The organism is Pseudoalteromonas sp. HF66 (assembly GCF_011806445.1).
In the GTDB taxonomy this organism is placed as follows: Bacteria; Pseudomonadota; Gammaproteobacteria; order Enterobacterales; family Alteromonadaceae; genus Pseudoalteromonas; species Pseudoalteromonas apostichopi.
The window spans coordinates 81,846-95,072 of record NZ_JAATOU010000002.1 but is presented as its reverse complement, the minus strand read 5'-3'; the positions used below and the strand labels follow the sequence as shown (position 1 = coordinate 95,072).

General features: G+C 41.2%; 8 protein-coding genes. 5 read left to right on the top strand and 3 right to left on the bottom strand.

Annotated elements, in window-relative coordinates:
- Positions 1 to 133 precede the first annotated feature (133 nt).
- From HCZ11_RS03225 to HCZ11_RS03205, 5 genes are all read left to right on the top strand, one after another.
- Complete coding sequence (locus HCZ11_RS03225; protein WP_167657620.1) at positions 134 to 1,657, top strand: leucyl aminopeptidase; 1,524 nt, start codon at positions 134 to 136, stop codon at positions 1,655 to 1,657.
- A gap of 150 nt (positions 1,658 to 1,807) precedes the next feature.
- Positions 1,808 to 2,476, top strand: coding sequence for a 5-oxoprolinase subunit PxpB (gene pxpB / locus HCZ11_RS03220; RefSeq protein ID WP_167657619.1), 669 nt, complete (start codon positions 1,808 to 1,810; stop codon positions 2,474 to 2,476).
- Positions 2,473 to 3,408, top strand: coding sequence for a biotin-dependent carboxyltransferase family protein (locus HCZ11_RS03215; protein ID WP_167657618.1), 936 nt, complete (start codon positions 2,473 to 2,475; stop codon positions 3,406 to 3,408). The genes pxpB and HCZ11_RS03215 overlap by 4 nt, the downstream gene beginning before the upstream one ends.
- Positions 3,409 to 3,778: 370 nt before the next feature.
- On the top strand, positions 3,779 to 5,446 hold the full coding sequence (asnB, locus tag HCZ11_RS03210; RefSeq protein ID WP_167657617.1) for an asparagine synthase B: 1,668 nt from the start codon (positions 3,779 to 3,781) through the stop codon (positions 5,444 to 5,446).
- Between the two features lie 332 nt (positions 5,447 to 5,778).
- Complete coding sequence (locus HCZ11_RS03205) at positions 5,779 to 7,353, top strand: BCCT family transporter (protein WP_167657616.1); 1,575 nt, start codon at positions 5,779 to 5,781, stop codon at positions 7,351 to 7,353.
- A 105-nt stretch (positions 7,354 to 7,458) separates the two neighbouring features.
- On the opposite strand, the gene HCZ11_RS03200 is transcribed toward HCZ11_RS03205, so the two are convergent.
- From HCZ11_RS03200 to HCZ11_RS03190, 3 genes are all read right to left on the bottom strand, one after another.
- Positions 7,459 to 8,166 carry a 3'-5' exonuclease gene (locus HCZ11_RS03200; RefSeq protein WP_167657615.1) on the bottom strand — a complete coding sequence of 236 codons (708 nt, stop codon included), beginning with the start codon at positions 8,164 to 8,166 and terminating at the stop codon, positions 7,459 to 7,461.
- The gene (locus tag HCZ11_RS03195) at positions 8,166 to 10,064 is read right to left on the bottom strand and encodes a DUF294 nucleotidyltransferase-like domain-containing protein (RefSeq protein ID WP_130051439.1); all 1,899 of its coding nucleotides are present in this window, start codon (positions 10,062 to 10,064) and stop codon (positions 8,166 to 8,168) included. The genes HCZ11_RS03200 and HCZ11_RS03195 overlap by 1 nt, the downstream gene beginning before the upstream one ends.
- 83 nt (positions 10,065 to 10,147) lie before the next feature.
- Entirely contained in the window at positions 10,148 to 13,225 is a 3,078-nt protein-coding gene (locus HCZ11_RS03190; protein ID WP_175580366.1) for an efflux RND transporter permease subunit, read from the bottom strand.
- Between the last annotated feature and the right edge of the window lie 2 nt (positions 13,226 to 13,227).

Below are 13,227 nucleotides of genomic sequence, written 5' to 3'. Positions count from 1 at the left end.
ATTTAATAGAGACCGAGCATAGGTATTAATAATTTCAACTTAAACGCATGCAAACAGCGATTCACCGCTAACAATTTAACTCTTAACCTTATTTACGGTAAAACACAGCTTTTTAACATTGGGATATTAAAAAATGAAAATTGCACACAGCTTATCTGCTATTGCATTAGGATTAACACTTGCTACGCAAGTGAATGCCGCAGAGTTCACTTTTGCAAAATCAATTAAACCGAACGACAACACCTTAGTTTTATTTTTAGATACAGATAGCCAAGTTGCTAACTTTAATTATTTAAAACCAGAAACCCAAACTCACTTAAACAAAGTTATTGAGTTTAGTGACTTTAAAGCTGGCTATGGCAAAACATTAGAAGTAATCGCGCCAAATGGTAGCGAACACCAACGCATCTTACTTGTTGGCTTAGGAGAGCAGCCGAAGCTGGATGCAGCAAAAATGGCAAAACTGGGTGGTAATGTTCACGCTAAATTACAGTCTGCTAAACAAGCAACTGTAAGCCTAGATTTTTCTGAGTTAAAAGACAGCGCAATCAATGCTAAATACGCTGCTGAATTTGCTCATGGTGCGAATTTACGTGACCATCGTTTTGAGCAATATAAAAAAGAACAAGACAGCCATGTTGTTAACTACACGGTTGATGTTGAAAATTTAGACCAAGCAGTCAAAACTCACAAATTACTGCAAAGTATTGAGCAAGGTGTTTTTTTAGCGCGCGATTTAACGTCTGAAGTTGCAACAGAAATGACTCCTGCTGATTTTGCAAAAGCTGCAAAAGAGCTTAAAAAGTTAGGTGTTAAAATCACTGTTTTAGAACCTAAGCAAATCAAAAAGCTTGGCATGGGCGCACTTGAAGCGGTTGGTCGTGGTAGTGAAGAAGGTTCACGTTTAGTTGTTGCTCATTATCAAGGTAATAAAAACACGCCTATCGCATTAATAGGTAAAGGTATTACCTTTGATTCGGGTGGTTATAGTATTAAAACAGGTGCATCAATTGCCCGCATGAAGTCAGACATGGCAGGCGCAGCAGCAGTACTAGGTACTGTAAAAGCAATGGCACTTGCTAAAGCCGATACTAACGTAGTTGCTGTGATGGGCATGGCTGCAAATATGGTGTCACAGTTTTCTGTAGCGCCGGGTGATGTAGTTAGAACTGCTGAAGGTTTAAGCGTTGAGATTGTCAATACGGATGCGGAAGGCCGCTTAGTTCTAAGTGACGCAATGTGGTATGCCCGCGACAAGTTTAAGCCGAGCATTATGGTAGATGTTGCAACCCTAACAGGCTCTAAAATTCGTGCTGTGGGTAATGAATATGCTGCGGTATTCTCTGATGACGATACACTTGTTGAGCAGTTAACAGTGGCTGGTAAACAAGTAAACGAAAACCTATGGCGTTTACCACTAGGTTACAAAGATGCCTTAAAATCTGACATTGCTGACCTAAAAAATATCGGCTCACATGGCCCTGGGGCGACTACAGCTGCAAGTTTTTTACAACACTTTGCTGGTGAAACTCGCTGGGTTCACATTGATATTGCTGGCAACGCGCTAAACTCTAAAGCTAAAGATGAACTAGCTGAAGGCGGAACTGGTTACGGTGTACGTTTATTATCTAATTGGTTATTAAATAACGCAAAGTAATTGCTATTGCACTTTTCAAGTGGCTATAAGTAATTATAGCCACTTGATTGTCATGAGTTTTTCTAATTAACACCAAAGACACATTTACATCATCAACATCCAGCCTATATGCTAAGAAGCATTAAGGGATAATAATAAGATTAATGAGTAATGACGACGACCAATAACACACCTAAGATTATGGCGCTCACTACACACAGCATTTTTTTTGATGCCTACGTGACAGGAAGCGACACACTTAATACACAAAAGAAAATATGGGCATTAGCTCAGTACTGTAAAAATAGTGATGATTTTGTTGATGTAGTTCCTGCCAATAATAATTTAACCCTATATTTAAAAGAACCAACTCAACTTGCAGGCTGGCTACCAAGATTACTTGAGCAATGGCACGAACTTAAATCCAGTGACTTTAATTCGCGTCATCATAAGTTAGCTACGCGCTACGGCGGTGAATATGGGCCTGATATCGCGCATGTTGCTAAGCATCATAACCTCTCTGTCGACGATGTTGCTCAAATGCACTGCAATGCCAAATACCATGTTCTGTTTTTAGGCTTTAAACCCGGCTTTGCTTATTTAGATGGTTTAAATCCAAAGCTTTTTACACCTCGTCATGCTGAACCACGGCTTTCTGTACCAAAAGGTTCTGTTGCTATCGGCGGTGAGCAAACGGGTATTTACCCTGAAACTTCCCCCGGTGGCTGGCAGATTATCGGCCATACAGATTTTAAATTATTTGATATTAATGCAGCTTCACCATGTGCTATTGAGCCCGGCGATACTTTAGAGTTTGTTATTCAGGAGGTGTTAAAATGATCACTATCATCAAACCTGGCATGCAAATGTCTATACAAGATCAAGGTCGCACAGGATCTCGTCACTTAGGAATTGGTCAATCTGGTTGTATCGACCCTTATGCGCAAATAATAACGAACCGTTTAGTCGGCAATGATGATAATAATCCAGTAATCGAAATCACCTTAGGCCTTGCTGAAATACAATTTGATAATGATTATTACATTGCACTGCATGGCACTGATATGAAAGCCACAGTGAACGGCAATGCCGTGGAACCAGGATGGAGTTTTTATATCAAAAAAGGTGATGTATTAAAGCTCAATGCAGCACGCCATGGTTTTAGAAGTTACCTTGCGATTGGCGGCGAGTGGCATTTACCAGAGCCTATTTTAGATTCTTACTCAACTGATATTTCAGCTGGTTTTGGTGGTTTAACCGGTCACGCACTACAAACTGGTGATACCTTTCAAATTACGCCTAAGTACAAGACCAAAATTGGTTTAGGCGCCATGCTTCCACCTAAAAGTACGCAAATACGAATTCATGCTGCACCACACGCCGCGTTGCTACCTAAAAACACCATAGTAAACTTTATTAATCATTCATGGCATGTGTCTCCTAACAGCAACCGCATGGGCACAAGACTATTAAGTGATGAGTGTGATATCAGCCATGATATTTCACTACCATCTATGGCTGTTGCTCCTGGGTGTATCCAGTTACCGCCAAACGGTGAACCCATAGTGCTTTTAAATGATGCGCAAACAACGGGGGGTTACCCATTACTTGGTACAGTGATCGAAGCAGATCTTCGTCACTTTGCACAATTAAAACCAGGCGATTTCTTACACTTTAAGTTTGTGACACTGAAAGAAGCGCATGAAGCACAAGAAAAACTAACTGCACACTTAAACCAACTTGCGATAGCCCTTAACTATATCAATAAATAACTCATAATTTATTTAAGTTAAAATTAGCGAGCAAAGATAAACTTTGCTCGCGCTATCTTTACGACTTGTCTATACATTTAAAAAGGTAAAAAGCCTCACATTTTTTTGCACCAAAGCTGTGCAGGTCATTTAGTAATAAGAGCCTTTATATTAGGCCCTATATCACCTAATTTGTGCAAATCAAGCATTTAAACTGCTCAGCCTTTAACCACTTACCCCATACTGGTGCAAAGACATAATCCTAGGTGCATATTTTATTCTCAATTAATTAAAAAACCTGTGTGACTTAGGTAATTATTTCTGTTAAAACAAACATTCGCAGTTATATAAATTCTGTTAACTGCGCACATAATTGGAATGAGGAGTCACTATGTGTTCAATATTTGGGGTATTAGATATTAAATCTGATCCCACTCAATTGCGAAGCCAAGCAATTGAGATGTCAAAACTATTAAGGCACCGCGGACCAGATTGGTCTGGCGTATATTCATCTGATAAAGCTATTTTAGTGCATGAACGTCTTGCTATTGTTGGCGTTTCGAGTGGTGCACAACCATTGTACAACCCAGAGCGTACAAATATTCTTGCTGTTAATGGTGAAATTTATAACCACAAAGAATTAGCTGCAAGCTTAGAAACTGATTTTACTTTTCAAACTCAGTCAGACTGTGAAGTTATTTTGGCTTTATATAAGCAAAAAGGCCCTGAGTTTTTAGACGATTTAAATGGTATTTTTGCCTTTTGCTTATACGATGAAGAGCAAGATGCCTACTTAATTGGTCGTGACCATATCGGTATTATTCCACTTTATACAGGTCATGATGAACATGGTAACTTTTATGTTGCTTCAGAACTGAAAGCACTTTCGCCAATTTGTAAACATATTGAAGAATTCCCTCCGGGTCATTTCTTATGGAGCAAAGATGGGCAACTTCGTAAATACTACAGTCGTGATTGGCAAAGCTATGATGCTGTAAAAGACAACGAAGCAAAAACAAGCGATGTAAAAGAAGGTTTAGAGGCTGCTGTTAAACGTCAATTAATGTGTGACGTTCCATATGGCGTTCTATTATCAGGTGGTTTAGATTCATCTGTTATCTCGGCTATTACGCAACGTTTTGCTGCAAAACGTATCGAAGACAATGACGAGTCTGATGCTTGGTGGCCAAAACTACATTCATTCTCTGTGGGTCTTGAAGGTTCGCCTGATTTAGCAGCTGCACAAAAAGTAGCTGATATGATTGGTACGATTCACCACCCTATTCACTTTACTATTCAAGAAGGTATTGATGCACTACGTGAAGTGATTTATCACATCGAAACGTATGATGTAACAACCATTCGTGCCTCAACACCAATGTATTTAATGGCGCGCCAAATTAAAGCTATGGGTATTAAAATGGTGTTGTCTGGTGAAGGTGCCGATGAGCTTTTTGGGGGTTACCTTTACTTCCACAAAGCGCCAAACGCGCAAGAGTTCCATGAAGAGCTTAATCGTAAGGTATCAAAACTAAACATGTTTGATTGCTTACGTGCTAATAAATCGATGGCAGCATGGGGCGTTGAAGCGCGTGTTCCATTCTTAGATAAAGAGTTCGTTGATGTAGCAATGCGCATCAACCCAGAAGCGAAAATGTGTAAAGACGGTAAAATTGAAAAACACATCATTCGTGAAGCGTTTGACGGCTATTTACCAGACGAAGTGCTTTGGCGCCAAAAAGAACAATTCTCTGATGGTGTTGGTTATAACTGGATTGATACTTTAAAAGAGTATGTAAACGATCAAGTTAGTGATCAAGACCTAGCTAATGCAAAATACAAATACCCGATTAATACCCCAGATTCTAAAGAGGCGTATTTCTATCGTAGTATTTTTGAAGAGCACTTCCCAGGTGATGCAGCTGCGAAATGTGTTCCGCATGGCAAATCAGTTGCTTGTTCAACTCCTGAAGCGCTTGCATGGGATGCATCATTCCAAAATAATGCTGATCCTTCGGGTCGTGCTGCGGGCGTTCATAACGACGCGTACAAGAAGTAGTAAATTTGTGCTGCAAACACTATGTTTGCAGCACTTTCATCTCAACTAAAATAATTTGCTTTGAAATAATACTGTCATCAAATTATTCCTCACCCGCAGCAATTTGTTCACAATTCCAACAAAAAAAGAAAAAAACTGCATTTATTCGGCTGTTTAGGGACAAAACCATTTACATTTTTTTTCGAGCTCCTACACTAAAGATTAGACTTTGGTACAAATTTAGTTCGTCTACAAACTATTTTTTAATTTCCTACGTAAAAAGAGGATTAGTTGAACTTGTGCCATCCGGCCGTTTAGCTTTCTGCTAGATATAACTACAACAAGAGGTATTCATGAGCGAACATCATGATAAGTACAGTATCGACAATACCGACTATACCGTCGGTCAGGACAATGTACAAAAATGGGGTTTTGATGTGCATAACCCTGTATTTGGCATCAGCGCTGGTTTAATTGCCCTATTCTTAGTGGCAACATTAGTTTCAGATGCTGAAACAGCAAAAACTACCCTGAATGGTATTAAAAACGACATTATTAATAATTTTGATGGCTTTTTTATGTGGTCAGCAAACTTATTCGTATTGTTTTGCTTAGCATTAATTGTTTCACCATACGGTAATATCCGCCTTGGTGGTAAAGAAGCACGCCCAACTCACTCTCGTATTTCTTGGTTAGCAATGCTATTTGCTGCAGGTATGGGTATTGGGTTAATGTTTTGGGGCGTGGCAGAGCCAGTCGCGTACTTTACAGGCTGGTACGAAACACCACTAGGTGTTGAAGCAAACACACCAGAAGCCGCTAAATTGGCAATGGGCGCAACTATGTTCCATTGGGGTCTGCATCCTTGGGCAATTTACGCTGTTGTTTCTCTTTCGTTGGCATTCTTTTGCTACAACAAAGGGCTACCTTTATCTATTCGCTCTATTTTTTACCCTATTTTAGGCGACAAAGCATGGGGCTGGCCTGGGCATTTAATCGATATTCTAGCAGTGCTTGCTACCCTATTTGGCCTTGCGACCTCACTTGGATTAGGCGCACAACAAGCGGCCGCAGGTATTAACCATGTATTTGGCACTGATAGCGGAATTGGTTTACAAATTGGCGTTATTGTTGGTGTAACTCTACTGGCTGTGATCTCTGTTGTTCGTGGTATTGATGGTGGTGTAAAACTGCTTAGCAACGTAAACATGCTTATCGCTCTAGTGTTACTAGTATTTGTTGCAATCGTTGGTTTTGCCGCAGCTTTTGGCAACCTTCCTAACACAGTAATGGGTTATGTTGAAAATATCATTCCACTTAGTAATCCACATGGTCGTGAAGATGAGACATGGATGCACGGCTGGACAGTATTCTATTGGGCTTGGTGGATTTCATGGTCACCGTTTGTAGGTATGTTCATTGCGCGCGTATCTGAAGGCCGTACAATTCGTGAGTTCTTAATTGCTGTACTACTAGTCCCAACTATTGTCACCATCTTCTGGATGTCAATTTATGGTGGTATTGCTATTGAACAAGTGGTTGATAAAGTAGGTGTGCTAGGTGAAAAAGGTTTAACTGATGTACCACTGGCTATGTTCCAAATGTTTGAAGCTCTGCCAATGTCGCAAGTGCTTTCGTTCATTGCTATTGTGCTGGTACTTGTGTTCTTTATCACTTCATCAGACTCAGGTTCATTAGTAATCGACTCAATCACTGCAGGTGGTAAAGTTGATGCCCCTGTACCACAGCGTATTTTCTGGGCATCAATTGAGGGTGCTATTGCAGCGGCACTTGTTTGGATTGGTGGTACACAAGCTATCGAAGCATTACAAGCTGGAGCCGTATCAACTGGCTTACCTTTCACATTTGTATTGCTACTTATGTGTGTGAGTTTAATCCTTGGTTTAAGAACAGAACCAAGAAACTAACCACTCAGCTCTAAAAAATAAAAACGCCGCATTTGCGGCGTTTTTTATTTATAAGCTTTGGTCAATTAATTTAAATTACCCGATATATAGTCGGTGCAACGGTTGTTATATAAGAAATTCGCTTAGCGGCGTATCTTGGCGGTAATGATATGCGATTTGCGCTTGTAATAGCTCTGCGGTAGCAGTGGCATCATTCAGCGCATTGTGGTTTTGATACGCGGGCAGCGAATAACGAATACGAGAATCAGCTAATCGCACAGAATCAAGCTTAGAGTTGAATAATCTACCTAGTAACCCCTGCTTTGCTCGCAGAGCACGAGTTTCCAGATCTAGCGTGTCTATAACGGCAAACTCAAGGCCTTCACCTAATCGAGCTTGCAACGCTTGATATAAAAAATGCCTTTCAATGGGTGCAAAATGCACCACAATCACTTTGCCCTTCAATGCTGTTAGCAATGGTTCCATAATTGTTGAGAAATCTGGCGCATCGCTTACTTCTGAATGGGTTATGCCATGAATAACAATCGACTCTTCAGCAAGCTTACGCCTTGGCTGAACAATCCAATGCTGGCTATCTTTACAAAAGATACGCTTAGTATTAAATGGGATTAAGCCGACACTGACTATATCGTCATTTTGAAAATTTAGACCTGTTGTCTCAAAATCAAGCGCCACTAAGGGAACGTCACAGATTGGTATCTTTAGGTCACAAATGGCAGATTCATAAAACTCTTGAATTAACGGCTGTTTACTAGCAGCTAATAACTGCTGATACCGAGTCGGCCAATCAAGTTTTACCCCTTGTTTTGCCATTACTTAATCCCTGAGTTAGCAGAGTATCTGAATTTAAGGAAACTCTGCGCTTTATCAAGAATCGCAAATGCCTCTTTTAGATTTCGTTGCTCAAAAGGAGAAAGCAAATGAGGCTCAAGATCGTTATCAGGTTCTTCATCAAGCTTTTCAATTTGCCATGCTTGGTGCCTAATTCTGATCATGGCAATATATTCAAGGGCATCACGTAGATCTTGTGCCTTACCCTCGGGCAGTAATTTAGCTTCGATAATATCTTCCAAACGCTCGAATGAATTTTGTTTGCGGCTACCTACTGCCAGAGCATGTACACGAATAACATCTGATAAAGGCGCAGTTCCACGGCGTTTTAAATTCATTGACCGCTTATGCTGACCATTGTGCTCTAACACAAAGTCTTTAAAGAAACCTAAAGGCGGTGTTCTATTTCGTGCATTGGCAGCAAGATTAGCCAAGAAACGTTTATTCTTGCGCCCTTCTGTTGCAATGAATCGCTTAAGCTCATCAGCCCACTTGTTTTTACCGTAAACGCCATCTAAATCAAAAAAGATGGAACTATGTAATAATGCCTGTGGTTTTGGTTCTGCCATCCAACCGGCAAATTGTTCTTTCCACTGCTCCCGCGTTAAACGCCACTTTTTAAAAGACGCCATAATTTCACCTTCACAGTATTTATAACCACACTCGGCTAAACCATCACAGACAAAATCAGCTAACTTTTGAAAATAATCGTCGTGTAATTCTTCATTAAAACTATTATCAAGGATAATGGCATTATCTTGGTCAGTGACAATTAATTGTTCATCACGAGCCATTGAGCCTAAAGCGATAAAACAATAAGGAACTGGTGGCGGGCCAAATTTTTCTTCGGCTAAATCAAGCAAACGTTGTTTAAATGTGCGTCCTATCACAGCCATAGCTGTGCCTATCATATGTGAGTTAGCATCTTCATTTACCATGCGCACAAACACATTAGGTAGTTGTCTTGCATAGTAAGCTAAATCTTCAATCGATTGCTGAGCTAATATACCTCGCACCAACAATAAGCTACTTTGCGATTCGTAACGTAAAATATCCGATAACGAAATAACACCAATGGGTTTTTTCTTCACAACGACTGGCAGGTGGTGAATGTTATCTCTGAGCATAGCAAGCACGGCTTCAAACACGTACGCATTACTATCAAGCAGAACTAAGTCTGTCTGCATAATTTGCTCTGCTGGCGCTTCGTAACTCAAACCTTCAGCAATCACACTGGTACGTAAGTCTCGGTCAGTAATGATTCCTACCACCTGACCGTCATCATCATCGGGATCATCACTAATTGGTTTATCCGCATCAGTCACTAATACTGAAGATACCGACTCTTGTGTCATCAATTGTGCAACCATTTGCACAGAGGCACTTTTTGCAACAGTCACTGCATCACGGTGCAGTAGTGACTTCACTTTTGCTGTAGTTAAGTCGTTGCTATCCGCTTGTTCAACAATTGCCTGATGAAGGCGCACATTACCATCGGCTTCAAAAAAGTCAGCAAATACTTCGTATTCATCACAGTATTGGTTAAACAACTTCACATTGATGCAATAAACTAAGGTATCTTCAAGTGCCTTTGCCGGAAAACGCACTTTACGGTTCATAAGAAGACCCATTGAACCAAAAATTCCACCGATAGTTAAACGGTTATATAAATCACCATCACGCCGATACATTTCAACGGCACCAGTGCGTATAACAAATAAGTCTGCAATATCATCACCATAATTTAATATTTCTGTGCCGGCCCGAAAATAGGCTATTTCGACTTGTGATGCGAGTTTATTTACAGCCTCATCAGGTAGATCATCAAAAGGAGCATGATCGGAGAGAAATTGGGCAATATCAACGTGTTCGGCTTGCATACGCGTACCTAGTTTTAAACATTTGATTTAATTGTGAGGGTAATTGGCTATTTTTTCAAAGAAAAATAGCCAATTTGTTAGGATTAAGCCTTTTCTAACTCTTCAGCAAGAAGTTTCGACTCATCACCTCTTGGTTTTGTGAAGCGCGCTAGACCAAGATAAATAACCGGTGTTAAATAAAGGGTAAATAACACCGCAAGTGCTAAACCGCCAAACACCACCCATCCAATCGCGTTACGAGCCTCTGCTCCAGCGCCAGTAGATAGAATTAGTGGTAATGCACCCAGTAAGGTTGAAACCAGTGTCATTGCAATTGGGCGAAGGCGAACTAATGCGGCCTCTTCAACAGCGACTCTTACCGTTCGGCCTTGGTCACGTAACTGATCAGCAAACTCCACCAGCAATATTGCATTTTTGGCAATCAAGCCAATCAACATCACTAATCCTATTTGCGAGTATATATTTAATGAGGTACCTGTTAGATACAAGGCTAAAATGGCTGACGTAATACCAAATGGCACTGTAATCATCACCACTATTGCACTATTAATACTTTCAAACTGCGCCGCAAGTACCAACAGTACAATTAAAAACGCCAATACATAGGTCATCAATACTTCATTGGCAGTTTCTTCGAAGGTTAATGCTTCACCTTTAAACGCCAAACTAATACCAGCAGGTAGAGATTGCTCTGAAATATCACGGATTTTTGTTACCAGCTCAGCAATTGTAACACCCTCTGGCATTTCCATACTTAGCTCAATAGCACGACGCTGTGCATGGCGCTCTAGCTCTGCAGCCACACCTTCTTCTGTGATAGTCGCAACACTACTAAGTGGCACTAACTGACCGTTACGGCCGCCAACATACAAATTAGCTAAATCGCTTGGATTAGTGATAGTTTGGTTTTGAGCTTGCAACATGATTGGGATTGATTGATCACCAATGTTTAAATCAGCAATATCATCACCATTAATTGCAGCTCGTAGCGTTACTGATATATCACTAAGCGATACGCCAAGCTCTTCGGCACGACGTCTATCAATATTGACCCGTAATTGTGGTTGTGACGGCTGATATGAAATACGCACAGGTGCCACTTCTGGCACTGCCTTTTCAATCTCAGCAGAAAAGTCTTGTGCTGCTTTAAATATCTCAAGATAGTCTTGCCCTAATAACGCAAGCTCAATACCACCACCTTGACCGCGTAAATTCAAACTATTTGAACCACCTGGGTAACCAGCCGCACCTGGAATATTTCCTAAAGGACCACGAATCTTATTGATGATTTCTTGCTGGCTAAAGTGACGTTCGTCCCAATGTTTTAATGGCACAGTGATAAATACAATATTTGGATCCCATTGCCCAACAACAGTATAAATAGACTCAATATCACCACTTTCTACATACGGCAGTAAGATATCTTCCATTTGCACGGCTTGCCTGTCCATAAAGTTCAAGCCAACACCATCAGGACCTCGTGCAAAAATACGAATTTTGCCGCGATCTTCTGTTGGTAATAGTTCGTTATCTAAATTGAAATACAGTGCCCCAGAGCCTGCAGCAACCAACACACAAGCAAAAAAGGTTAGCCATGCATGTTGAAGAACTCCGTGTATTGTGCGCTTATATACGGCGGCTAAAACATGGCCAACTTTAGCAAAAGGATGAAAACCGCCCTGCTTTAATTTCAGTTTTGAAGTTAGTGCAGGTACCAAGGATAAAGCAACAAAACTTGAGATGATCACCGCGCCAGCTAGCACACCACCAAACTCTCTAAATAACCGCCCTGCTGTTGAAGGTAAAAAGGCAATTGGCACAAACACCGCAGCTAATACAGCGGTTGTCGCCACAACAGCAAAGAACACCTCGCGAGTACCAACCACGGCAGCAGCACGACGTCCTAGACCTAAACCGCGTTGACGCTGTATGTTTTCACTGACCACAATTGCATCATCAACAATTAGGCCTGTTGCTAATACTAATGCAAGTAAGGTAAGTATATTAATTGAGAAACCAAGGGCCCAAATCAGTGCTAAAGAGCCAATTAACGCAACAGGTATCGCAAATGCAGGAACAAGTGTTGCCCGCCAAGAGCCAATAAACACCCAAAGTGTAATCACTACTAATAGTACTGTCAGTAATAGTGAGTTAATTACCTCATCAACTGAGCTTCTAATAAACTGCGCATCGTCAGAGGTTAAAGTAAACTCCATTTCAGGAAAACGTTCACGCATACGCTCAATTAAAGTGAGCACTTCATCAGAAATTTCAATGGTATTAGATTGCGCCTGACGAATAATTTCCATGCCAATAACAGGTGTGCCATTGAGCCTGACAAATGAGCGCGGATCTGCTGGACCAAAGTAAACAGCAGCGACATCACCAATACGAGTATCATCACGGACAATGATGTCTGCCACTTGCTCTGCAGACACTGACGTTGCATCAGCACGAACTATTACCTGTTGATCGCTTGATTTTAAACTACCCGCAGGCACATCAAAGGGAGCTTGACGAAGTACATTAGCAATATCTGGCACCGTAAGGTTAAAGCTGCTCAGCTTAAGCGGGTCGATGCGCACTCTAAGTACCCGTTCACGGTCACCATTTAAGCGAACATCGGCAACCCCGGGAATGGTTAAAAACTGCGGAGCTAAATCAACATCAACGCGCTCTGTCAACGCCTCAAGGGACAAACTATCGCTTGATACTGTTAAAGAGACAACCGCTTCGGCATCGTTATCGGCTTTAATTATTGATACCCGTTCAACTTCTTCGGGTAATTCTCGTTGTACTCGCGCTACCGATTCTCGCGTTTCGTTTGCAGCATCATCTAGATTAACACCGGGGCGAAACTCAACCACAATACGGGCATTGTTTTCTTCACTTTGCGCACGAATTGACTTAACACCACTGACCCTAGCAACCGCTCCTTCGAGCTTACTGGTTACTTCGGTATCTACAGTTTCTGGTGAGCCCCCAGGAAAAGAAGCTGATACAGTAATACGAGGTCTATCAACATCAGGAAGCTCTCGTACTTCAACTCCCGCTATTGCAGCAATACCAGCGATAATAATGAGTAAGTTAAGTACCACAATTAAAACAGGGCGACGTATCGCCATTGATGGCAGATCTTCCATCATAGGTTGCTGTTTCATCA

What these genes read in the sequence shown, in the direction of transcription:
- HCZ11_RS03225 (WP_167657620.1), top strand. Translation starts at nt 134, where the DNA reads ATGAAAATTGCACACAGCTTATCTGCTATTGCATTAGGATTAACACTT.
- pxpB (WP_167657619.1), top strand. Translation starts at nt 1,808, where the DNA reads ATGACGACGACCAATAACACACCTAAGATTATGGCGCTCACTACACAC.
- HCZ11_RS03215 (WP_167657618.1), top strand. Translation starts at nt 2,473, where the DNA reads ATGATCACTATCATCAAACCTGGCATGCAAATGTCTATACAAGATCAA.
- asnB (WP_167657617.1), top strand. Translation starts at nt 3,779, where the DNA reads ATGTGTTCAATATTTGGGGTATTAGATATTAAATCTGATCCCACTCAA.
- HCZ11_RS03205 (WP_167657616.1), top strand. Translation starts at nt 5,779, where the DNA reads ATGAGCGAACATCATGATAAGTACAGTATCGACAATACCGACTATACC.
- HCZ11_RS03200 (WP_167657615.1), bottom strand. Translation starts at nt 8,166, where the DNA reads ATGGCAAAACAAGGGGTAAAACTTGATTGGCCGACTCGGTATCAGCAG.
- HCZ11_RS03195 (WP_130051439.1), bottom strand. Translation starts at nt 10,064, where the DNA reads ATGCAAGCCGAACACGTTGATATTGCCCAATTTCTCTCCGATCATGCT.
- HCZ11_RS03190 (WP_175580366.1), bottom strand. Translation starts at nt 13,225, where the DNA reads ATGAAACAGCAACCTATGATGGAAGATCTGCCATCAATGGCGATACGT.